This window comes from Bradyrhizobium sp. WSM1417 (genome assembly GCF_000515415.1).
In the GTDB taxonomy this organism is placed as follows: domain Bacteria; phylum Pseudomonadota; class Alphaproteobacteria; order Rhizobiales; family Xanthobacteraceae; genus Bradyrhizobium.
In genome coordinates this window covers 7323204-7343835 of the sequence record NZ_KI911783.1, presented here as the reverse complement: position 1 = coordinate 7343835, position 20632 = coordinate 7323204, and the positions used below count along the sequence as shown (strand labels likewise).

Annotated in this window: 22 protein-coding genes; 9 read left to right on the top strand and 13 right to left on the bottom strand. The window is 65.2% G+C overall.

Going from position 1 to position 20632, the window contains the following annotated elements; genetic code table 11:
* Window positions 1-53 precede the first annotated feature (53 nt).
* On the bottom strand, window positions 54-1097 hold the full coding sequence (locus BRA1417_RS0135940; protein WP_027519954.1) for a C-terminal binding protein: 1044 nt from the start codon (window positions 1095-1097) through the stop codon (window positions 54-56).
* Window positions 1098-1340: 243 nt separating this feature from the next.
* Here BRA1417_RS0135940 and BRA1417_RS0135935 point away from each other — a divergent pair, with 243 nt between their 5' ends.
* The gene (locus tag BRA1417_RS0135935; protein WP_027519953.1) at window positions 1341-3026 is read left to right on the top strand and encodes a methyl-accepting chemotaxis protein; all 1686 of its coding nucleotides are present in this window, start codon (window positions 1341-1343) and stop codon (window positions 3024-3026) included.
* Window positions 3027-3181: 155 nt separating this feature from the next.
* Here BRA1417_RS0135935 and BRA1417_RS0135930 read toward each other — a convergent pair whose 3' ends face one another.
* Both BRA1417_RS0135930 and BRA1417_RS0135925 read right to left on the bottom strand, forming a co-directional pair.
* Window positions 3182-4159 (bottom strand): tripartite tricarboxylate transporter substrate binding protein, encoded by a 978-nt coding sequence (locus BRA1417_RS0135930; RefSeq protein ID WP_027519952.1) that lies wholly within the window; start codon window positions 4157-4159, stop codon window positions 3182-3184.
* Between the two features lie 97 nt (window positions 4160-4256).
* Window positions 4257-5192 carry a DMT family transporter gene (locus BRA1417_RS0135925; protein WP_027519951.1) on the bottom strand — a complete coding sequence of 312 codons (936 nt, stop codon included), beginning with the start codon at window positions 5190-5192 and terminating at the stop codon, window positions 4257-4259.
* A gap of 105 nt (window positions 5193-5297) precedes the next feature.
* Between BRA1417_RS0135925 and BRA1417_RS0135920 the strand changes: the two genes are divergently transcribed.
* Window positions 5298-5687, top strand: a complete 390-nt coding sequence (locus BRA1417_RS0135920; RefSeq protein ID WP_084462385.1) for a DUF1330 domain-containing protein — start codon at window positions 5298-5300, stop codon at window positions 5685-5687.
* A gap of 18 nt (window positions 5688-5705) precedes the next feature.
* Here BRA1417_RS0135920 and BRA1417_RS0135915 read toward each other — a convergent pair whose 3' ends face one another.
* On the bottom strand, window positions 5706-6311 hold the full coding sequence (locus tag BRA1417_RS0135915; RefSeq protein WP_027519949.1) for a TetR/AcrR family transcriptional regulator: 606 nt from the start codon (window positions 6309-6311) through the stop codon (window positions 5706-5708).
* A gap of 73 nt (window positions 6312-6384) precedes the next feature.
* Here BRA1417_RS0135915 and BRA1417_RS0135910 point away from each other — a divergent pair, with 73 nt between their 5' ends.
* On the top strand, window positions 6385-6789 hold the full coding sequence (locus BRA1417_RS0135910) for a hypothetical protein (RefSeq protein ID WP_027519948.1): 405 nt from the start codon (window positions 6385-6387) through the stop codon (window positions 6787-6789).
* 83 nt (window positions 6790-6872) lie between these two features.
* Window positions 6873-7277: a VOC family protein gene (locus tag BRA1417_RS0135905; protein WP_027519947.1), complete on the top strand. Its 405-nt coding sequence runs from the start codon at window positions 6873-6875 to the stop codon at window positions 7275-7277.
* A 28-nt stretch (window positions 7278-7305) separates the two neighbouring features.
* Here the strand turns inward: BRA1417_RS0135905 and BRA1417_RS0135900 are convergent, their stop codons facing one another.
* Both BRA1417_RS0135900 and mgtA read right to left on the bottom strand, forming a co-directional pair.
* Window positions 7306-8238: a DMT family transporter gene (locus BRA1417_RS0135900; RefSeq protein WP_027519946.1), complete on the bottom strand. Its 933-nt coding sequence runs from the start codon at window positions 8236-8238 to the stop codon at window positions 7306-7308.
* Window positions 8239-8392: 154 nt separating this feature from the next.
* Window positions 8393-10891, bottom strand: coding sequence for a magnesium-translocating P-type ATPase (gene mgtA, locus BRA1417_RS0135895; protein ID WP_027519945.1), 2499 nt, complete (start codon window positions 10889-10891; stop codon window positions 8393-8395).
* 407 nt (window positions 10892-11298) lie between these two features.
* Here mgtA and BRA1417_RS0135890 point away from each other — a divergent pair, with 407 nt between their 5' ends.
* Both BRA1417_RS0135890 and BRA1417_RS0135885 read left to right on the top strand, forming a co-directional pair.
* The gene (locus BRA1417_RS0135890; RefSeq protein ID WP_027519944.1) at window positions 11299-12591 is read left to right on the top strand and encodes an adenylosuccinate synthase; all 1293 of its coding nucleotides are present in this window, start codon (window positions 11299-11301) and stop codon (window positions 12589-12591) included.
* A 37-nt stretch (window positions 12592-12628) separates the two neighbouring features.
* Window positions 12629-14260 carry a hypothetical protein gene (locus BRA1417_RS0135885; protein ID WP_027519943.1) on the top strand — a complete coding sequence of 544 codons (1632 nt, stop codon included), beginning with the start codon at window positions 12629-12631 and terminating at the stop codon, window positions 14258-14260.
* A 158-nt stretch (window positions 14261-14418) separates the two neighbouring features.
* Here BRA1417_RS0135885 and BRA1417_RS0135880 read toward each other — a convergent pair whose 3' ends face one another.
* From BRA1417_RS0135880 to BRA1417_RS0135870, 3 genes are all read right to left on the bottom strand, one after another.
* Entirely contained in the window at window positions 14419-14691 is a 273-nt protein-coding gene (locus BRA1417_RS0135880; protein ID WP_027519942.1) for a hypothetical protein, read from the bottom strand.
* 259 nt (window positions 14692-14950) lie between these two features.
* Entirely contained in the window at window positions 14951-15178 is a 228-nt protein-coding gene (locus BRA1417_RS0135875; protein WP_027519941.1) for a hypothetical protein, read from the bottom strand.
* Between the two features lie 37 nt (window positions 15179-15215).
* Window positions 15216-15461 carry a hypothetical protein gene (locus tag BRA1417_RS0135870; protein ID WP_027519940.1) on the bottom strand — a complete coding sequence of 82 codons (246 nt, stop codon included), beginning with the start codon at window positions 15459-15461 and terminating at the stop codon, window positions 15216-15218.
* Between the two features lie 144 nt (window positions 15462-15605).
* Here BRA1417_RS0135870 and BRA1417_RS0135865 point away from each other — a divergent pair, with 144 nt between their 5' ends.
* On the top strand, window positions 15606-16031 hold the full coding sequence (locus tag BRA1417_RS0135865) for a DUF5413 family protein (protein ID WP_027519939.1): 426 nt from the start codon (window positions 15606-15608) through the stop codon (window positions 16029-16031).
* Window positions 16032-16092: 61 nt separating this feature from the next.
* Window positions 16093-16650: a DUF4112 domain-containing protein gene (locus tag BRA1417_RS0135860; RefSeq protein ID WP_027519938.1), complete on the top strand. Its 558-nt coding sequence runs from the start codon at window positions 16093-16095 to the stop codon at window positions 16648-16650.
* Between the two features lie 76 nt (window positions 16651-16726).
* On the opposite strand, the gene BRA1417_RS0135855 is transcribed toward BRA1417_RS0135860, so the two are convergent.
* From BRA1417_RS0135855 to msrA, 4 genes are all read right to left on the bottom strand, one after another.
* Window positions 16727-17020 carry a hypothetical protein gene (locus BRA1417_RS0135855; protein ID WP_027519937.1) on the bottom strand — a complete coding sequence of 98 codons (294 nt, stop codon included), beginning with the start codon at window positions 17018-17020 and terminating at the stop codon, window positions 16727-16729.
* 212 nt (window positions 17021-17232) lie between these two features.
* Window positions 17233-17397: a DUF3309 family protein gene (locus tag BRA1417_RS43330; protein WP_007596187.1), complete on the bottom strand. Its 165-nt coding sequence runs from the start codon at window positions 17395-17397 to the stop codon at window positions 17233-17235.
* Between the two features lie 107 nt (window positions 17398-17504).
* Window positions 17505-17924 (bottom strand): peptide-methionine (R)-S-oxide reductase MsrB, encoded by a 420-nt coding sequence (gene msrB, locus BRA1417_RS0135845; RefSeq protein ID WP_027519936.1) that lies wholly within the window; start codon window positions 17922-17924, stop codon window positions 17505-17507.
* Window positions 17925-17980: 56 nt separating this feature from the next.
* Complete coding sequence (gene msrA / locus BRA1417_RS0135840; RefSeq protein ID WP_027519935.1) at window positions 17981-18685, bottom strand: peptide-methionine (S)-S-oxide reductase MsrA; 705 nt, start codon at window positions 18683-18685, stop codon at window positions 17981-17983.
* A 244-nt stretch (window positions 18686-18929) separates the two neighbouring features.
* On the opposite strand from msrA, the gene BRA1417_RS0135835 reads away from it, so the two are divergent.
* On the top strand, window positions 18930-20627 hold the full coding sequence (locus tag BRA1417_RS0135835; RefSeq protein ID WP_027519934.1) for a caspase family protein: 1698 nt from the start codon (window positions 18930-18932) through the stop codon (window positions 20625-20627).
* Window positions 20628-20632: the final 5 nt, after the last annotated feature.

Below are 20632 nucleotides of genomic sequence, written 5' to 3'. Positions count from 1 at the left end.
ATCGCCGGTGAAGGGTCTTTCCGGTTGCCGGCGCGCGTTCGCGGCCGTCCCGCCTAGCTGTTCGGGCCGCGGTCCATGCTGACGGGCTGCCAGCGGCGGAGCGCGGTGTCTTGCAGCACCGACGGATTGACGCAGCTTACCGGCCACATGCCCTGAAGCACCAGTGACAATTCGTAGCCCACCCGGCGCTTGCGCGCCTCGTCGAACCGTGCCGAGGCGGAGGCGACGTGGGCGGTCAGGGTCACGTTCTCCATGCCGAGCAGCGGATTGTTGTGCGAGGGCGGCTCCTTCTCCAGCACGTCGAGGGCGGCATGGGCGATCCAGCCCTCCTGAAGCGCCTTGATCAAGCTTTCCTCGTCCACGGTGGCGCCGCGGCCCGTGTTGATGAAGACCGAGCCCTTCTTCATTTGCCGGAAGTGCTTCTCGGTGAGCATGTGATGCACCTCGGGCCGGGCGGGGGCATGCATCGAGACGAAATCGGATTGCGACAACACCTCGTTCAGCGTCGCCGGAATCACGCCGTGGTCTGACATCAGCGTTTCCTGGATGAAGGGATCGTAGGCCATCATCCGCAGGCCGAAGGGAGCCGCGCGTTTCGCAACTGCACGCGCGACGCGGCCGAACGAGATGAAGCCGAGCGTCTGGCCCATCAGCCGTGGGATCTTCGACAACGCCGGCCGGCCCTCCGCCCAGCGGCCGCTGCGCACCATCCGGTCCTGCTCGACCAGCCGGCGGAAGCCCGAGAGCAGCAGCATCATGGCGTGGTCGGCGACCTCCTCGATAAAGGTGTCGGGGATGTTGGTGACGGGAATGCCGCGCGCGGTCGCGGCCTTGATGTCGACGCTGTCGACGCCGACCGAGCCCAGCGTGATGACCTTGCAGCTCTCCAGCGCGTCGATGATGGTTTTGGTGATCGGGATGCCCTTGGCGTAGATGGCGTCCGCCGTCTTCGCGACCGCGATGAACCCGGCCTCGTCGGCCGGCGCCTCGACGATCTCGGCGTCGATCGGATCGAGCGCCTCGCGCTCGTAGGAATAATCGCTGCTCGCGACCGTGAAGCTCGCGCCCTTTGGCGTCACCACCCTGTATTTCGGCATGTCCTGCTCCCGATTTGGTTTCTTGTTGTGACCCGCCTTCGCGCGGGCCTTTGCGTCTTTTACGCGAAATCGGGGCCGTTGCGTACAATCGGCGGTTGCCGTTGCGTCGATTGTGCGACCGGCCCCGACGTTTCCTCCGGGCTTTTACGGGGCGCTCCGTAACAGCTTGCTAAGGGGTCCCCCACTAGAAGTTGATTCAACTTCGACCGATTCACTCGCGCGTTATGCTTTGGAGCCAATCCTGTGAAGTTGACCAATATGAAGATCGCCCCCAAGCTTGGCATCCTTGTCGGCGTCACGTTGCTCGGCCTGTCCATTTCCGGGGTTCTTGCCGGCTACCTGATGAAGCGCGAAATGCTGAACGCGCGGATTGAACAGAGCCACGCCATCGTCGAGATGGCACTCAACATGGCGCTCGGACTTCAAAAGCAGGTGGACGCGGGGCAACTGACCAAGGATGCGGCCATCGCCGAGTTCGCCCGCCGTGGCAGTACGCTCACTTATGACAAAGGTGCCGGATACATATTCGCCTATACGATGGAAGGCGTGACCATCCTGTCACCCAGCCTCAAGACGATCGGTCAGAATCAGCTCGACGTCGAAACCAACGGCAGAAAGCTCGCGCGCGAGCTGCGCGACGGCGTTGCAGCCAACGGATACGTGACCCTGCGCTATGAATATATGAAGCCGGGTCAGGAGGACCCAATCCGCAAGCTGTCCTACGCGGTCGCCATACCGGGCTGGAACATGTTCGTCGGGACCGGCGTCTATCTTGACGATCTCGACGCCAGGATGGGCCCGGTCTACTGGCTGCTCGGGCTTGCCATGCTCGGCATCGTCGTCGTGGCGGGCAGCGTCGCCTGGTTGCTCGGCCGCAGCATCAGCCTTCCCTTGGCGCTGCTCGGCGCGCGCATGAACGATCTCGCCGAGGGCAAGCTCGAGGGCGACATTCCCGGCGTCGGCCGTGGCGACGAGGTCGGCGCGATGGCCTCGACCGTCCAGATCTTCAAGGACAACGCACTGCGCATTCGCGACCTCGAGAAGACCGAAGCCGACGCCAAGGATCGTGTCGCGGCGGAACGTCGCAGCGCGATGGAAGGCATCGCCGCCGATTTCGAACGCAGCGTCAACGGCATCGTCCGCTCGGTCTCCTCGGCCGCGACGGGCATGCAAGCCACGGCGCAATCGATGACCGCGACCGCCAGCGACGCCTCTTCGCGCGCGGCGACGGTCGGCGCAGCCTCGCAGAGAGCGTCGGGCAATGTCGGCACGGTCGCCGCGGCTGCCGAAGAGCTGTCGAGCTCGGTTGCGGAAATCTCGCGCCAGGTCACCCGCTCGACCGAAGTGGCGAGCCGCGCCGTCAACGACGCCGAGCGCACCAATGCCACGGTGCAGGAGCTCTCCACCGGCGCCGAGAAGATCGGCGAGGTGGTCAAGCTGATCCACTCGATCGCGGCACAGACCAATCTGCTCGCCCTCAACGCCACCATCGAGGCGGCGCGTGCCGGTGAATCCGGCCGCGGCTTTGCCGTCGTCGCTTCCGAGGTCAAGGCGCTCGCCAACCAGACCGCCAAGGCAACGGAGGAAATCTCCGCCCAGGTCGCGGCGATGCAGACCTCGACCAGCGATGCGGTCGCCGCCATCGGCGGCATCACCCAGACCATCGCCGAGAGGAGCGAGATCACCGCGGGCATTTCCGCGTCGATCGAGCAGCAGGGCGAGGCGACCCGCGAGATCGCGCGCAACATCCAGTCGGTCGCGGCCGGATCGAACGAGATCAACGCCAATATCGGCAGTGTCACCTCGGCCGCGGAAGCGACCGGCACGGCGGCAAGCGACGTGCTCACCAACGCCCGCGAGCTCGACAGCCAGTCCGGCGCGCTGCGTAGCGCAGTCGACGGCTTCCTCGCCAAGATGCGCGCGGCGTAGGGCGTCACACAAGAGCGACGCCACCTATTCCATCCTCATGCCCGGGCTTGTCCCGGGCATCCACGTTCTTGGACACCGGACGCTTTGATAGACGTGGACGGCCGGACAAGCCCGGCCATGACGGAGAATGCGGAGGGCGCGGCTTTCGCGCGCCCCTACTGCTTCTCGATCCCCGCCTGGCGGATCAGCTTCTCCCACAACACCAGCTGTTCGTTCACGAACGTGCCGAGCTGCTCGGGCGTGCCTGAAAACGCGTCCATGCCGAGGGTGGCGAGCTGGGCCTTGATCTCCGGCTTCTCGACGATCTTCCGGATCTCGGCGTTGAGCCGCGTCACGATCTCCTTGGGCATGCCGGCGGGGCCGAAATAGCCCTGCCACGACGAGATGTCGAAGTCCGGCACGCCGGCCTCCTGCATCGAGGGCAGGTTCGGCACCAGCGACGAGCGGTCCTTGGTCGTGACGGCGAGCGCGCGTAGCGCGTTGCCCTGGACATGCGGCAGACCGGTCAGGATGTCCACGAACATCATCGAGACGCGGCCGCCCATGACGTCGTTGAGCGCCGGCGGCGAGCTCTTGTAAGGCACGTGCAGGAGGTCGAGCCCGGCATTGTGTGCAAAGGTCGCACCCGACACGATCGCCGAGGACGAGCCCGAGGCGTAGCTCAGCTTGCCCGGATTGGCCTTGCCGTAGGCGATGAGTTCGCCGACGGTCTTGGCCGGCACCTCCGGGTGGATCACCAGCATGAAGGGCAGGTCGCCGGTGCGCGCGATCGGGGTGAAGTCCTTGACCGGATCGTAGGTCAGGCTTTTGAGCAGATAGGGATTGGCCGAATGCGTGGTGTTGGTGGTCACCAGCAGCGTGTAGCCGTCCGGCGCGGCGCGCGCGACATAGGTGGCGGCGATCATGCCGTTGGCGCCCGCCTTGTTCTCGATGACGATGCCGACGCCGAGTGCCTGCGACAAATGCTGCGAGATCAGCCGCGTCGTGGTGTCGGTGCCGCTGCCGGCCGCGAACGGCAGCACCAGCGTGATGTTGCGGCTCGGATAATTGTCGGCCTGCGCGGCGGATGCGGCGGCGAGACAAAGGACGGCCGTGCCGATGGCACGCAGGTTTCGGATCAACGCTGAAAGCATGTCTGGTCGTTCCCTCTTTTTTCGTTGGCGGGGAACCTAGCGTCTCCTCGTCGAAATCGGAAGGCGCGAGTTTGTCGCCTCGTCTCGCGGTGCGGAATTACTTCACCGCAGACCCCTGGCGCGAAGCGATCACGACGCCGGCGAGCACCAGCAGGTAGCCGATCAGGTGGAATGGCTGGATCTTTTCGCCGAGCAGCAGGATCGCCATCGCCGAGCCGAACACCGGCACCAGATGGAAGAACGGCGCCGCGCGGTTCGGGCCGATCAGCGCCACGCCCCGGTTGAAGAACAGATAGGCCAACGTCGAGGGAAAGACCAGGATGTAACCCAGCGTCGCCAGCGTCACCCCGTCGAGTTGCAGGACGCGGCCGCTCCAGGCCTCCCAGATCGCGGTCGGCAGCAGCATCGTCGCGCCGCAGCAGGTGGTGAAGGAGAGAAAGGAGAGTTGGTGGATCTTCGGTCGCCGCGGGATGAAGGCAGAGTAGATCCCGAATGCCACCAGCGAGGAGGCGAACATGATGTCGCCCCTGTTGAAGCTGATGCTCGCGAGCGCGGCGAGATCGCCGCGCAGGATGATGATCAGCACGCCGAGAAGCGAGATCCCGATGCCGGCGAGCTGCGCACCGGTCAGCCGCACGCCGAACAGCACCAGCGACCACAGCGCCACGAACAGCGGTCCGGCCGACTGGATCAGCAGCGCGTTCAGCGCTTCCGTGTACTGCATCGCCCAGTACGAGATCGCGTTGTTGAAGGCAAAGCCCACCAGCGACAGGAACAGCATCAGCGGCAGGCTCTTGCGCAGATTTGGCCAGTCGCGCTTCAGATGCGGCCAGGCGAACGGCAGGAGGATCAGGAACACGCCGAACCAGCGGATAGTGGTCACCGTCAGTGGCGGCACATGCGCGCCGACGTGGCGCGCGAGCACGATGTTGCCGGCCCAGAACAGCGAGCTCAGGCTAAGCAGCAGATAAGGCTGGTTGTTGAGCCAACTGGCTGGATTAGAAGCCGGTGGCGCGGGCGAAGCGATCGTCATTGGCGTTGGATACAAGCTTGCGCCGGATTTACGTCGTGACACAAGTCACGCGGCCGCAATGCTACAATGCAGGCATGACCAGAGGAGGCGGCATTGGCGGTTAATATGTTGAACATCGACGACCTGAAGCGGCTCGATCGGGATGCACCGGTGGTGATGTTGAACCTGATGCGCTTCCACGCGCGCTCCGGCGATGGCGACGGTTCCGGCTGGGACGCCTATTTGCGCTACAGTGCGGTCACAGTGCCGATGATCAAGGCGCGCGGCGGCACGCTGCTCTGGACCGGCGACGCCAAGGCGGTCGCGCTCGGCCCGCATGACGGCAATAAGTGGGATTTCGTCGCGCTGGTCTACTATCCCACGGTCGCGGCTTTTTTGGGCATGATGACGTCAGAGTCCTACGAGCACGAAGCCGATCCGCACCGCGTCAACGCCTGCGCCGAGCACGTCATCATTGCGATGAACGAAGCGTACAGCAAGTTCAAAATGAGGTAGGCGCCGCCTGCCGCCGGCTTACTTCAGCCCATCTACAGCCGCGTGACACGCCTTCTGCAGCAAGCGACAGACCTCGTCGCTCGACCGCTGCCGGTTCAGCGCTGCGAAAGTCGGATAGCTCGTCAGCACGAAGACCAAATCGACCGTGTCCCGCATGGCGCGCTTTGCCGCCTGCTTGCCGACGATCCGCGACAGCAGCGCGGTCAGCAGTTCCCGGCGGCGCTCGTTACGCTCGATCAGCGCCTCGCCGAATTCCGGATCGGTCGCGATGGCTTGGTTGAGCCCGCCGATGGCGGGATCGCGCCCCCAGAACGTACAGAAGATTTCGATGACGCGGTCGAGCGCGGCGCGCGGATCCGCCATCGTCATCACCCCGGCCAGTTCGAACAGTCCGCCCTGGTGCGCGATGTCGTCGAACACGGCCTCCAGCAATCCCCGCCGCGATCCGAACTGGTTGTAGACGGTCAACCGCGAGACGCCGGCCGCCTTGCCGACGACGTCGAGGGAGAAGTGCGCAATGCTCGCGTCCTCGCGCAGGAGCCGCGCGCCGGCCGCGATGATGCGCTGGCGCGTCGCCGCCGCCGCGGAAGCACGCGCGGAGCTCACATAATTGCGCTTCGACATCGGCTTGCCATTCTGTTGACGAATTGATTATACATCGTGTATATCTAATTTAGAAGCCGGTTCGGAGCTTGCCATGCAAACTGCCCTCGTGATCGCGTTGTCACTTCATGTGTTGTCGTCCGTGTTCTGGGCGGGATCAAGCTTTGCGCTGGCCCGCATCGGCGGAGTTGGCGGTGAGCAACTGGTCTTTCCACAACTCGGCGCGGCGACGATTGCCATCCTGACCGGCGGTTATCTCGGGCATCTCGTTCATTCCCACAGCTTCGGCACGACCGAGCAGGTGCTCGCGGTCGGTGCTGTCTGCGCACTGATCGCGGCGGGCGTTCAGGCTGTCATCGGTCCCCGTGCGCTCGTGGCCCTGCGTCGTGGCACCGGCAAGCCGGAGGACCTCCGTGCGCGTATCGCGGCCGCCCAACGTGCGGCGGCGGGCCTGCTGGGCATCGCCGCGCTTTGCATGGGCGCCGCGCGCTATATTTGAATGCATTCGGGAAGGAGGTTGAGACCTTCTGTTCCTGATGCCAGACCCTGGCTCGGCTTCCAGCCGCTTTCGAAGGAAAAGCAATGTCCAAGATGATTCTGATCAACCTGCCTGTACGCGACCTCGCCGCATCGACGGCGTTCTACGTAGCGCTGGGTGGCGCGGTGAATCCGCAATTCTCCGGAGCAAATTCGACCTCGCTCATGTTCACGGATGCGATCGGCGTGATGCTGCTGACCCACGACCAGTATCGTGAATTCACCCAACGCGAGATCGGCGACGCGCGGCGCCACAGCCAGTCTATGTTCGCCCTGACGGTCGACGACCGCGATGCCGTCGATGTAACGCTGGCCCGCGCGGTGGCTGCGGGCGGTCGCGCCGATCCCAATCCGGCGCAGGATCTCGGCTTCATGTACAACCGACACATTGAAGACCCGGATGGATATGTTTGGGAGATGGTATGGATGAACGCGTCGGCAAACGCTTGATCGCAGTCGATCGAACCGGGCCCCAAGCCTAGGCCGCCTGCTTCCGTGACGCCACGAACACGCCGGCCAGCACCAGCGCGAAGCCGATGAAGTGGAACGCCTGCGGGTGCTCGCCCAGAAATGCCATTGCCATGATCGAGCCGAACACCGGCACGACATGGAAGAAGGGCGCGGCGCGGTTGGCGCCGATCAGCCGGACGCCGCGATTGAAGCAGAGATAGGCGAGCGTCGAGGGGAACACCGCGACATAGAACAGGGTCAGGAGGTTCGGCCCGTCGAGCTTCATCACGGGACGCGCCGACAACTCCCAGATCTCCAGCGGAATGAGACAGGCCGCACCGCAGCCGAACGTGAAGGCGAGGAACGACAGGCCGTGCATCGGCGGCCGCTTCAAGGTCAGCACCGAATAGAGCGCGAAGATGATCAGCGCGACGACGAAGATGAGGTCGCCCTTGTTGAAGTCGATGTTCGACAGCGTGGTGAAATCGCCATGCAGCAGGATGATCAGCACGCCGCACATCGACAGCAGCACGCCGAAAGCCTGCGCCGCGGTGAGGCGCACGCCGAGGATGACGAGCGACCACAGCGCCACGACGAGCGGCGCGGCGGATTGCAAGAGGAGAGTGTTGAGCGCCTGCGTATGCTCGAGCGCCCAATATTGCAGCGTGTTGAAAGCGCCGATGCCGGTGATCGAGAGCGTGACCATCAGGCCGAGCTTGCCGCGGATCGCGGGCCAGTCCTGCGCAAGGTGTTTCCAGGCGAACGGCAGCACCAGCAGGAAGGCGAAGAACCAGCGCAGGAACGACAGCGTCACCGGCGGGATGTGACCGGCGGCCAGCCGCCCGACGATGGCATTGCCGGCCCAGCACAGCGCGGTGATGCTGAGCAGCAGATAGGGCTGGTTGGCGATCCAGTTGTGGCCGGACGTGGCGGCGCCGGTGCTCTCGTCGGTGGCGGACATGGTGATCGTTGTGGCCCCGCGTCATGCGCCAAGGCTCCAGCCCGGCGGCACCCGGGCCGGTTCAGACCCGGCCCGTTCAAAGACACGGAAATCCGGCCGATATCAATGGCGCGAGGCGCATCGCGTCCATGCACGGCAGCGGCCGGAACCTCGCTCAGCCCTTCAGCCCGGCACGGATCGCAAACGGCTTCAACAGTTCGGCACAGGCGAGATAGACGACAACGAGAGCCGCGATGCCGGCCATCATGAGCGGTGGCGGCGCAACAAAGCCGAACCAGGCACCGAGCGGCGTGAAAGGCACCAACATCGCGACCAGCAAGGCGACCAGCGAGGAGGCGGACAGCACCGGATCGGGCCAGCTGCGCCACGCTCGGCCATTGGTGCGAATGATGAAGATCACGAGGATCTGCGTCGCCATGGATTCGATGAACCAGGCGGTGCGGAATTCGTCCGGCGACGCATGAAACAGCATGATGAGGGCGCCGAAGGTGAGGAAGTCGAAGACCGAGGACAGCGGCCCCATGATCGCGGCGAAACGCACCAGCCGCGTCATGCTCCAGACCTGCGGCTGCGTGGTGGCCGCGCGCGAGACCTGGTCGAAGGGAATGCCGAGCTCGGAGAGATCGTAGAGCAGGTTATTGAGCAGGATCTGCGTCGGCAGCATCGGCAAGAACGGCAGCGCCATCGAGGCGATCGCCATCGACAGCATGTTGCCGAAATTCGAGCTCGCGCCCATCCGGACATATTTCATGATGTTGGCGAAGGTGCGCCGGCCCTCTTCGACGCCGTCGGCGACGACTTCGAGATCCGAGGCGAGCAGGATGATGTCGGCGGCGGCCTGCGCCACGCCGGTCGCGCCTTCGACCGACAGGCCGATATCGGCGGCCTTCAGCGCCGGAGCGTCGTTGATGCCGTCGCCGAGAAAGCCGACCACCGCGCCGCCGGCCTGAAGGGCCTTCACGACGCGCGACTTCTGATCGGGCGCAAGCCGGCCGTAGGCGTCGGTCGATTGAACCTGGACCGCCAGTGCTTCGTCGCTGAGCTCGGCGATGTCGGCTCCCGATAGGACGCGGTCGGCGTTCAGCCCGACCAGGCCGGCGAGCCGCTTCACCACCACCGGATCGTCGCCCGACAGGATCTTCAGCGTGATGCCGGTTGCCGCGAGCCGCGCGATCGCGGCCGCGGCCGTCGGCTTCGGCGGGTCGGCGAAGGCACAAAAGCCTTCGAAGACGAGATCGGTCTCGTCTTCGGTCTCGACCTCGCGCGTTGCGCCGGTCCAAGGGCGCGAGGCGATCGCAATGCTGCGGAGCCCTTCGCTCGCGAGCTCGTGCACGCGGGCGATCGCGCGGGTCCGGGTGTCGTCGTCCATCACGCACAGCTCGAGCACCGCCTCCGGCGCGCCCTTGACGATGAGCAGCGCGCCTTCGGGACCGGTCGCGAGCACGGATCCGAGCCGCCGTGAAAAGTCGAACGCCTGCCTGCCGGCGAGGGTCCAGCCCTGCGCGGCATTCGACTGGCCGGCAACCAGCGCCGCATCGAGCGAGCCGCGATCGCCGCCGAGTTTCGCGGCGATGGCGCCGAGCCGCGCGGCGCGGGCATCATCCTTGCCGGCGGCATCGAGGCTCCTGGCCAGCGTGATCTCGGCCGAGGTCAGCGTGCCCGTCTTGTCCGTGCACAAGACGGTCATGGCGCCAAGATCGTGGATCGCGGCGAGGCGCTTGACGATCACTTTGCGGCCGGCCATGCGCAGCGCGCCGCGCGACAGCGTCACCGTGGTGATCATCGGCAGCAGTTCCGGCGTCAGCCCGACCGCGAGCGCGACGGCAAACAGCAGCGAGTCCATCACGGGGCGGCCGAACACCACGCGGACGGTGAGCACGACCAGCACCAACGCGAGCGTGGCGCGCGCGATCACGAGGCCGAATTCGCGCAAGTCGCGCTCGAACGGTGAAGGCGTCTGGGCCTCGGCAAGCGCGGAGGCCGCCGCTCCGAACACTGTTTCGCGTCCGGTCCTGACGACGAGCGCGACCGCCTCGCCGGTTTGCGCGACGGCACCGCGAAACAGTGCATTCGATTTGTCGTCCGGGCCGGTGGTGGCGCCGGCGCGCTTCTGTACCGGATAGGGCTCGCCGGTGAGCGCCGCTTCGCCCGCGGTGAAGGCAGTGCACTCCAGGATGAGCGCGTCCGCGGGAATGATGTCGCCTGAACGGACGCGCAGGATGTCGCCGGGCACGAGCCGATCGACGTCGATCTCGCGGAAGTCGTTGTCGCGTCTGACTTCGGCCTTGAGCGCCACCGATCGGCGGAGCACTTCCGCGGCCTGCAACGCATGGCCTTCCTGGACGGTGTCGAGCCCGATCGAGAGCGCGAGTATCAGGACAATGATGAGCCCGCCGATATCGTCGCCGGTGAGCATCGAGACGATGCCGGCAACCAGCAGGATCAGAGACAGCGGCTCCAGCAGCCGGCGCATGATCGCGCGCGCCGCCCCCTCGACGCGCGGCCGCGCATCGCTGTTCGGCCCAAAGCGTGCGAGGCGCTCGGAGGCGTCCGCGGCGGTCAGGCCTGTGAGGCCGCAGCCCAGTCGCTTGCATAATTGATCGGGTGAAAGATGCCAGAAGCGGTCGTCGGCGTGCGCTGGACTGTCCGACAAGCAAGGCCCCCGATTCGAATTGTCTCGTCAGGCAAATGCCTCGAAATCCGGCGTAACCTGTTGACCTGTCGCAATCTCGAATGCCGCGGGGCGCCCTGGCTTCGTCGGCATCTACCGACTGAAACGAAGGTGTGCACGGCATTGACCTCGAGCTCGACCACGCCTGCGACCGCATCATCGAAGTGGTCGACGGCCGCATCCGGGCCTAACGTCGTCAAGCCCGTCCGATAAAGCGGATTTTTAGGGGATATCAAGGGCTTGGATAGCGCATTGGGCACCGAAAAAGCCCCGTTCTTGCTTGCTTACAGAGGCTGCATCCTTTATCCGGTTGGCTGCCTCGCGTTCGAGCGGCCCCGGCCGTGATTGGGCTGGGCGCATCTAACAGATTGCATAGGGATTACCCGCGAATGGCCAATGTTGTCGTCGTCGGCGCCCAGTGGGGCGACGAAGGAAAGGGCAAGATCGTCGACTGGTTGTCGGAGCAGGCGGACATCGTCGTCCGTTTCCAGGGCGGCCATAACGCCGGCCACACGCTGGTCATCAACGGCAAGACCTACAAGCTGGCACTGCTGCCCTCGGGCGTGCTGCGCGAGCAGAAGCTGTCGGTGATCGGCAACGGTGTCGTGTTCGATCCCGCCGCCTTCCTCGACGAGGTCACCAAGCTGCGGTCGCAGGGTGTCGCGGTCAGCCCGGACAATCTGCGGGTGGCCGAGAACGTCACCCTGATCCTGCCGCTGCACCGCGAACTCGACGCGCATCGCGAATCCGCCAATGCGGCGACCGCGATCGGCACCACGCGCCGCGGCATCGGCCCGGCCTACGAGGACAAGGTCGGCCGCCGCGCCATCCGCCTGATGGACCTCGCCGATCTCGACACGCTGCCGCACAAGATCGACCGGCTGCTGGCGCATCACAATGCATTGCGCCGCGGACTCGGCCTGCCGGAGTTCGACGGCAAGGAGATACTGAAGGAATTGACCGCACTGGCGCCGCAGCTCCTGCCCTATGCCGAGACGGTGTGGCGGCTGCTCGACATCAAGCGGCGCGAGGGCAAGCGCATGCTGTTCGAGGGCGCGCAAGGCGCGCTGCTCGACGTCGATCACGGCACGTATCCTTACGTCACCTCGTCCAACACGGTGGCAGCGCAGGCGGCGACCGGGTCGGGCCTCGGCCCCGCCGCGGTCGGCTATGTGCTCGGCCTCTGCAAGGCCTACACGACCCGCGTCGGCCAGGGCCCGTTCCCGACCGAGCAGGACAACCCGACCGGCCGCAAGATCGGCGAGCGCGGCCGCGAGTTCGGTACCAATACCGGACGGCCCCGCCGCTGCGGCTGGTTCGATGCGGTTCTGGTTCGCCAGGCGGTCCGGACCTGCGGCATCAACGGTCTGGCGCTGACCAAGCTCGACATTCTCGACGGCTTCGACACGATCGAGGTCTGCACCGGCTACAAGCTCGACGGCAAGGAGATCGATCATTTCCCGGCGGGCGAGGGCGCCCAGGCCCGGGTCGAGCCGATCTACGAGACTATCGAAGGCTGGAAGGAGCCGACCGCCAATGCGCGGTCCTGGGCCCAGCTGCCGGCCCAGGCGATCAAATATGTCCGCCGGATCGAGGAATTGGTGGGGTGCCCGGTCGCACTGCTTTCCACCAGCCCCGAACGCGAGGATACTATCCTCGTACAAAATCCGTTTGAGGCTTAACGATCTCTTACCGGGACGCGCGTATAATTGAGTAGAAATGGCTGATTACTATCCGCTGATCGCCCGCGCTATTGCCGCCCTGGACCCCAACGCTCCCGGCGAGAGCCGTCGCGCGCTCTACGAGCGGGCGCGCACGGCGCTAATCGCGCAGCTCCGCAGCGTGCAGCCGCCGCTCTCGGAATCCGAGATCACCCGCGAGCGCCTCTCGCTGGAAGAGGCCGTCCGCAAGGTCGAATCGGAGGCCGCCCAGCGTGCCCGCGAGGCCTCGCGTCCCGGTGGCGGCGCCCGCAGCAGCGGCAGCGGCGATGCCTTCCGCCGCGCCAGCACCCGCGCCACCGAGGGCAACGCGCCCGCGCCCCAAACTTCTGCCCCCCCGCGCACCCGTCCGGCGCCGCCGCCGCCGCGCGCCGACCGGCCCTCCTTCAACGTCGATGACCAGGGTGACGCCCCGCGTGCGCCGCGGGCTCCGCGTTTCGACGCGCCGCGGCAGCCGGGTCCGCCGGCGCCGCCGTCGATGCCGGAGCCTCCGCCAGCCGGACGTGATCGTGCCGGTGGGCGCCGTCCGCCGGACATGGGACCTCCGCCTCCGCCGCCGCCGCCGCCGGCACCGGGCGTGCGCGGCTTCCGCGACATCACGGCCGACGCCAATGATCTCGGCGGCGCCGCCGCGCAGGCCAACCGCGCGGCGCGCCGCACCTACGCCAACGTGCCCTCGCCCTCGCCGGAATTCGACCGGCTCGAGCCGAGCCTGGAAAATCGCGCCGCCGGGACGGACGCGCCCTACTCCTACGACGAATCGATCGAGGAAGCCGAGCGCTACGCGCCGCAGTCGCAGCCGCCGTCGCAACGTCCACACATCCCCGTTCTCGACCGCGAACCTAAGAGGAAGCGCGCCCGCACCGGCTCCGCCTTTCCGTTCAAGAGCGCGATCGCAGTCGGCATCGTACTGATCCTGGTCGGTGCCGGCATCCTCTGGGGCAAGCAGCTGGTCCAGACCGCGACCAACCTGTTGAAGTCTTCGCCGACGCAGGTAGTGGAGGCGCCCAGGGATTCGTCGCAGCCGCAGAGCAAGCCCAAGATTCCGGATCGCGTCGGCCAGCCCTCGGCCAGCGACCAGCCGGTCGCGCCGGTGGCGCAGAAGGTCGTGCTCTACGACGAGGATCCGTCCGATCCGAAGGGCAAGCAATATGTCGGCTCGGTGGTGTGGCGGCTCGAGCCGATCAAGGCGTCGGGCAACCAGAAGGCCGACGTCGCCGTGCGCGCCGACATCGAGATCCCCGACCGCAAGTTCAAGATGACGATGTCGTTCCGCCGCAACACCGACTCCTCGCTGCCGGCGAGCCATACCGCGGAGCTGACCTTCGTCCTGCCGGCGGACTTTTCGGGCGGCGGCGTCGCCAACGTGCCGGGCATCCTGATGAAGTCGAACGAGCAGGCACGCGGCACGCCGCTAGCAGGCCTCGCGGTCAAGGTCACCGACGGCTTCTTCCTGGTCGGCCTCTCCAACGTCGACGCCGACCGCAGCCGCAACGTCCAGCTCCTCAAGGAGCGCTCCTGGTTCGACGTGCCCCTGGTCTACGCCAACCAGCGCCGCGCGATCATCGCCATCGAGAAGGGCGCTCCCGGCGAGCGCGCCTTCAACGACGCCTTCGCGCAGTGGGGCGACTAGATCTCTACTCCGTGAGACCTCGGCCCGTATGGTTCGAGACGCCCGCCTTGGCGGGCTCCTCACCATGAGGGTTGATATCTCGCCGCGAAACGAGACCTCATCCTGAGGGCCCGCCCCTTGGGCGGGCGTCTCGAAGGATGGCCGCAGGTACGCTCTCTCTACTGCGCCGTCGCTTCCCGCTTGCGCGATGTCGCGGCGGCGTGCTCGCGGTCCATCACGGCGCGACAGCCCGGGCTGACCTGAGCTTTCTTCTGCACCATGCAGGCCCTGATCCTAGGGATGTCGGGGATCTCACTGGAGCACAGCCGCATCGCATCGCCGGAGCACATCTGCTGCGCTTCGGACGAGAAGGAAAGGCCGGGCGATGTCTGGAATGCGATGGCTGCGGTTGTGACGGCGAAGAGAGTTGCGATGGTCTGGTAGCGTGTCATGCGGAATGCGTCCCCGAGTTCCGTGGGTTGAGCCACTTGGTTTTGGGGCGCCGCACGCGGCTTGATCTGCCGCATGTCACAGCCTTCACGCCGGGACCTCAATCCCGGATGTGGTCGCTCGATCTCTCGTGATGTTCGAATCGAAAAGTGCTGCGCCGCCCGAATCAAGTATGCGCCATTGTCACGCGGCCGCAATGGCAGGCGAAAAGGAATTCGCAATTGTTGCGCGCACGTCACGCACAATGCGACTCGCGTGCGATCAGATCAATCGATCGGAGGATACGCTCGCTTGTTCCGCATCGGTTGCGCCAAGCGCTGCGTGCTCCTCGACAGCCGTAACGCCCTTTGCCGTGAGCTCGAACAGATCGCCGTCCTTCATCACGTAACCGTCGGCGATCAGCTCGCCTATCTTGCCGTGCCGGTCGTCGGCAAAGGCGATGGACTGGCTGATGTCCCTCAGGATCGAGAGCTGTTCGTCGCGCAACATGGCTTCACTCTCCATTATCCGGGGATGGTTCCGGTCCTCACATGCCGTGGCTCTGAAACACCTTGCTACAAGACCGCGACAGTTTGGCCCGGTTGGCTTGCAGGCAACTCTGCACCGCCCCGTCATTGCCGAGGTCCTTGCGGCAGAAGCGCGAGGCGTCCCGCGAACAGGCCTGCTGCTCCTGCGACGACCCCATATGGCCTTGTGCGAGAGCGGGCGCATTCGACAGGCCGCTCACGGCCGTCAGCGCGATCGTCGCCAGGAAGAACAGTTTGCGGGACATCGGCGGCTCCAAATCTGACAGGTGAGTTTCAAGTCCTGTCTGAACTCGTCGCCATGCCGCTTGTTCCCAGCGCAGAGTCCGCACCCCCCGCTATTCAAGGTTCCCGCGGCGCTGCTATAACGGGGCGAAGGATGAGGGTGCCTGATGAAACGCTATCTCGTGTTTGCGCTGGTCGGCCCGTTCGTGGGCGGGTTCCTGCTGCTGCTGACGACGACCTATCAGTCCGGCTATTGGACCCAGACCAGTCTCGCTGAGGTCGGCAAGCTGTTCGCGGTGTTCTTCAAATCCCTGCAATACAGTTATCTGTTCGGTTTCCTGCCCTCGCTGATGATCGGTGCGGTCGACGATATCCTGGTCCACATCCGCCGGATCGGCCCGGTGCTGCGGATGCTGCTGGTCGGCGTGTTCGCCTTCATCCTGGCCTCGCTGACCTACAGCTCGCGCGGGCCGGACTCGGGCGCGGTGCAGTTCATCCTGTACGGCCTCGTCGGCTTCGTGCCGGCGGTGATTTCATCCTGGCTCGTGCATAGATATGTCGCGGAGCCGCAGCCGGCGGCAGCACAGACTTGAGGGCGCGACCTTCGATCACGCCGCAGCAACCTCCGCCGCGCTGGCGCGTTCCCTACAGGCCATGACCATGCCCGATGACGATATTCTTGCTCCGCGTCGCTCCCGTTCGGGAAGCCGCCCGGGTGCGGCCTCTTCGGGCACCGAGGGGCGTGGGCCGATCATCGATCAGGACGGTCACGAGATCCGGCCCGAAACGCTCGAGCAGGGCTTTCGCGAGTTTCGTTTCGAGTTAGGGAAGGACAGTCCCTTCGCTGGCAACCCGTTCGGCAATCTGACGCGCGAGCAGCGGATCGCGCGGATCGAGGCGATCGCAAAGCTGCTCGACGTCGCCTTCGTGCTGCCCGGAACCAATATCCGCTATGGCATCGACGGCTTGATCGGGTTGATCCCCGTGGTCGGCGACATCATCACCACCGCGATCTCGCTTTGGCTGGTACGAGAGGCCAGGGCGCTCGGGGCGCCCTGGTACATCACCGCGCGCATGCTCGGCAATGTCGCTCTCGACGGCGTCGTCGGCATCGTCCCGTTCGCGGGCGACGCCTTCGACGTCATGTTCCGTGCCAACATGCGCAACGTGCGCCTGCTCCGCCGCTGGCTCGACAAGCAGCCGCGCATCTGACACTCCCAAAACGCAAAAAGCGCGACGGCCTTTCGGCCATCGCGCCCTGAGCGCACATCGCAGTCGTTACGAAAACTTAGGCCGCGTCGGCGGCGTCGGAGCTGGCTTCAACCGGCTTGCGGTGGCGGGGCAACGGGAAGGCTTCGCTCTCATAGAGCGAGCGGATGCCGTTCTGGTCGAAGCGCGCTTCCTCGACTTGGAGATAGGCGCCGTTCAGCGAATCCGTCGGCAACTGCTCCATCGCGAACTGGACGGCTTCGGCCGCGGTGCCGAACCGGCGATAGGTGAATCCTGCACGCTTCTTCTTGCGGATCGCAGCGGGGAAGAGTTCGGCGGAAGTGTTGAAGTTGAACGGACGCAGTGGACGCATGGTCAAAGACCTCGTGATCTCTCTGGGGCTTTAAGCGCGTGGGGTTGGGACGGGCAGAGGCCACCATTGGAGTGGGCGCCGCACATGTCATTTTCGTCCTCTAATATAGCTCGTTTTGACAAAATTGCGACCCCCGCGATGCGAGATGATGAATCCGCGCATGGCAGCTCCGCAAGGCGGAAAGCTGCAGTAATATCAGTAGTTTGAATGGTTTATAGCTTGCCAAGGAGCAGCAGCACGAGCAGCACCACCAGGACGAGGCCGCCGATCCCCATGCCGGAATGACCCATTCCGTAGCCGTAACCACCGATGCGGCCCGACAGGCCGCCGACGAGATAAATGATCACCAGGATGATCAGGATGGTCCCAAGCGTCATGGCATCCTCCCTGGCGGCCGCCGCAACGCCATGGACGGCCGCACCACGAGGTAGAAAAGCACATCGCGCCGCCGGGTTCCATGACGGAACCCGGCGGCGCGCAAGGTTTATTTGGGTTCGAGCTTCAGCGCGGCGGAATTGATGCAGTAACGCAAGCCCGTCGGCCCCGGGCCGTCGGGGAAGACATGGCCGAGATGGCCGCTGCACTTGGCGCACAGCACCTCGGTGCGGACCATGCCGTGGCTGACGTCCCGCTCCTCGTCGATATGGCCCTCGACGGCGGGCTGGGTGAAGCTCGGCCAGCCGCAGCCGGAATCGAACTTCGCGTCGGACTCGAACAGCACGTTGCCGCAGCCGGCGCAGGTATAGGTGCCGGCGCGGTGGTCGTGTTCATATTCGCCGGAGAAGGGACGCTCGGTCGCCTTCTCGCGCAGCACCGCGTATTGCATCGGCGACAACTCGCTGCGCCATTGCTGTTCGCTCTTGATGACCTTGTCGTCCGTGGTTTTCGTCTTGGTGTCGGGCATGGGTCTCCCGTTTTTCGTGATCTTGTTTTCGGTGATCTTGTTCAGTGATCTTGCGATCAGTTGGTGGCCTTGCTGGCGCTCACCAGCGTCGGCTTCTCGATATAGTTATCCGCGAACAGCTTTTTCAGGTTCTCCACCTTCGGGAGGTCGTTGTAGGCGATATAGGGCTGGTTCGGGTGCAGCGTCAGATAATCCTGGTGATAGGCCTCCGCCGGATAGAACGCCTCCAGCGCGCCGACCTTGGTCGCGATCGGCTTGCTGAAAACCTTGGCGCCGTTGAGCTGGGCGATATAGGCCTCGGCCACCTTCTTCTGCTCGTCCGAGGTGGTGAAGATCGCCGAGCGATATTGCGTGCCGGTGTCGGGGCCCTGCCGGTTGAGCTGGGTCGGGTCGTGCGCCACCGAGAAGTAGATCTGGAGGATCTTGCCGTAGGAGATCTTCTTCGGGTCGTATTTGATCTCGACCGATTCCGCGTGGCCGGTCCGGCCGCTCGAGACGGTCTGGTAGTCGGCCGTCGCCTTGGTGCCGCCGGCGTAGCCGGAGACCGCGTTGACGACGCCTGCGGTGTGCTGGAACACGCCCTGCACGCCCCAGAAGCAGCCGCCGGCGATCACGGCGGTCTGGATCCCGCTGGCGGGCGCCGCGTCAACGGCGGGAGCGGGGATCACGACCGCATCCTCTGCGGCCCGGGTCGGCGCGGCAAAGGCCAGCGTCAGGGCGGTGGTTGCGGCGAGCAGGGACAGGAGGGCAGGTCGGCGCATGGCGATCCTCTTTCGGAAGGTCTGACAGTCTAGGGCGGTTGGTGCCGGGCGAACAGCCTGCCCGGCATTTTCGGACATTCGAGATACGGGCGGACCGGGCGATTGTTACGGCCGGGCAGACACGAGTCTGTGAAACGCGGCGCCTGGCGCCGCCCGGCTTGGCGAGGACCGGAACTCCGCGCTAGATGAACCGGCGCGATCGGTGATCGACCTAAAGAATGATGGCTGGAGCTGACCTGACAACATGCTGCGCGTCGTATCCCTGACCCTCGTCGCCGTGCTCACGATCCTGTCCGCCTGGAGCTCGCTCGCGGCGGCCGATCCAAAACCCGGCGACGACCTCGCCATTTGCCGCGACCGCCAGGCGGATGCGCAGGCGAGGGCGCAGGCCTGCGACAATTTGCTCAACGCCGACCGGCTCAGCGGCAAGGACAAGGCCATCGCACTCTCCGTGCGCGGCAATACGCTGATCAACAAACGCGACTACGTCCACGCCATCGAGACCTTGTCCATCGCCGTCGACCTCGATCCCGAAAACGTCGTCACGCTCAATTTGCGCGGCCTCGCCTATGAACGGACGGGCCAGGACGACCATGCGATGGCGGACTACAACCTCGCGCTCCAGAAACGCCCGACCTACGGTGTCCCCTACAATAACCGCGGCATCATCCAGTTGCGCCGGGGTGCGCTGCAAAGCGCGCTCGACGATTTCAACCTGTCGATCAAATATGCGCCAAAATTCCTGCTCGGCTACACCAACCGCGCCCGCGTGCGCACGCTGATGCAGGATTTTGACGGCGCGATCGCCGATTTCGCGGAGGCCGAGAAGATCGAACCGGGCGCGCAGCAGATCACCGCAAACCGCTGCATCACCTACGGCATGATGGGCAAGTACGACCAGGCCTTCGCCGACTGCAACGGCCTGATCGAGAAGCTGCCGAAAAACGTGTACGCGATCAACAATCGCGCCGACGTCAACATGTTGAAGGGCGATTTCGACGCCGCGCTGAAGGACTACAATACGGCGATCCAGATCAACCCGAACAATGTCCGGGCACATTCGGGGCGCGGCCAGATCTACGAGCGCAAGAAGGATCTCGCCCAGGCCCGTGCCGACTATCGTGCGGCGGCCTATTCGCTGACCAAGTTCGACGAGCTCGATGTCGCGCGCGCCCGCGCGATCGCGCAGGAGCGATTGGCTGCGCTGACCCCGCAGCCCTCGGCCGGATCCACCGGGCGCCGTGTGGCGCTTGTGATCGGTAACGGCGCCTACAAGAACGTCCACGCCTTGCCCAATCCGCCCCGCGACTCGAAAATGATCGCAGCCGTGCTGCGCGATGTCGGCTTCCAGACCGTGATATCCGTCAGCGACCTCACCCGCGACAAGTTCTTCGAAGCGTTGCAGACGTTTGCTGCCGAGGCGGAGAAGGCGGATTGGGCTGTGGTCTATTACGCCGGCCACGGTTTCGAGATCGGCGGCGTCAATTATCTCGTTCCCGTCGATGCCAAGCTTGCCGCCGACAGGGACGCCGAGACCCAGGCGGTTGCGCTGGAGCAGGTGATCGCCGCGGTGGGCGCTGCGCGAAAAGTGCGTCTGGTGATGCTGGATGCCTGCCGCGACAATCCGTTCGCGCCGACCATGCAGCGCACGCTGTCGCTCAAGCTGGTCGACAAGGGCTTTTCCAACATCGAGCCCGGCGCCGGCTTCATGGTGGTCTACGCCGCCAAGCACGGCGAGACCGCGATGGACGGCGACGGCGGCGCCGACAGTCCGTTCGCCACTGCGCTCGCCCGCGAAATCAAGATGCCGCGCGTCGAGATCCGAAAACTGTTCGACATTGTCCGCGACGACGTCTGGCTTGTGACCAAGCACGTGCAGCAGCCGTTTTCCTACGGCTCGCCGCCGGGAAGAGAGGATTTTTATTTCGTCGCGGGCAAATAGCCGCG

Bases quoted from the DNA above. Each gene is read 5' to 3' on its own strand.
- BRA1417_RS0135900 (WP_027519946.1), bottom strand. From the start codon at position 8,238: ATGTCCGCCACCGACGAGAGCACCGGCGCCGCCACGTCCGGCCACAAC.
- BRA1417_RS0135875 (WP_027519941.1), bottom strand. From the start codon at position 15,178: ATGTTGCGCGACGAACAGCTCTCGATCCTGAGGGACATCAGCCAGTCC.
- BRA1417_RS0135870 (WP_027519940.1), bottom strand. From the start codon at position 15,461: ATGTCCCGCAAACTGTTCTTCCTGGCGACGATCGCGCTGACGGCCGTG.
- BRA1417_RS0135915 (WP_027519949.1), bottom strand. From the start codon at position 6,311: ATGTCGAAGCGCAATTATGTGAGCTCCGCGCGTGCTTCCGCGGCGGCG.
- msrA (WP_027519935.1), bottom strand. From the start codon at position 18,685: ATGCGCCGACCTGCCCTCCTGTCCCTGCTCGCCGCAACCACCGCCCTG.
- BRA1417_RS0135910 (WP_027519948.1), top strand. From the start codon at position 6,385: ATGCAAACTGCCCTCGTGATCGCGTTGTCACTTCATGTGTTGTCGTCC.
- BRA1417_RS43330 (WP_007596187.1), bottom strand. From the start codon at position 17,397: ATGACGCTTGGGACCATCCTGATCATCCTGGTGATCATTTATCTCGTC.
- BRA1417_RS0135930 (WP_027519952.1), bottom strand. From the start codon at position 4,159: ATGCTTTCAGCGTTGATCCGAAACCTGCGTGCCATCGGCACGGCCGTC.
- BRA1417_RS0135865 (WP_027519939.1), top strand. From the start codon at position 15,606: ATGAAACGCTATCTCGTGTTTGCGCTGGTCGGCCCGTTCGTGGGCGGG.
- BRA1417_RS0135880 (WP_027519942.1), bottom strand. From the start codon at position 14,691: ATGACACGCTACCAGACCATCGCAACTCTCTTCGCCGTCACAACCGCA.
- BRA1417_RS0135885 (WP_027519943.1), top strand. From the start codon at position 12,629: ATGGCTGATTACTATCCGCTGATCGCCCGCGCTATTGCCGCCCTGGAC.
- msrB (WP_027519936.1), bottom strand. From the start codon at position 17,924: ATGCCCGACACCAAGACGAAAACCACGGACGACAAGGTCATCAAGAGC.
- BRA1417_RS0135860 (WP_027519938.1), top strand. From the start codon at position 16,093: ATGACCATGCCCGATGACGATATTCTTGCTCCGCGTCGCTCCCGTTCG.
- BRA1417_RS0135890 (WP_027519944.1), top strand. From the start codon at position 11,299: ATGGCCAATGTTGTCGTCGTCGGCGCCCAGTGGGGCGACGAAGGAAAG.
- BRA1417_RS0135905 (WP_027519947.1), top strand. From the start codon at position 6,873: ATGTCCAAGATGATTCTGATCAACCTGCCTGTACGCGACCTCGCCGCA.
- BRA1417_RS0135925 (WP_027519951.1), bottom strand. From the start codon at position 5,192: ATGACGATCGCTTCGCCCGCGCCACCGGCTTCTAATCCAGCCAGTTGG.
- BRA1417_RS0135855 (WP_027519937.1), bottom strand. From the start codon at position 17,020: ATGCGTCCACTGCGTCCGTTCAACTTCAACACTTCCGCCGAACTCTTC.
- BRA1417_RS0135835 (WP_027519934.1), top strand. From the start codon at position 18,930: ATGCTGCGCGTCGTATCCCTGACCCTCGTCGCCGTGCTCACGATCCTG.
- BRA1417_RS0135920 (WP_084462385.1), top strand. From the start codon at position 5,298: ATGTTGAACATCGACGACCTGAAGCGGCTCGATCGGGATGCACCGGTG.
- BRA1417_RS0135940 (WP_027519954.1), bottom strand. From the start codon at position 1,097: ATGCCGAAATACAGGGTGGTGACGCCAAAGGGCGCGAGCTTCACGGTC.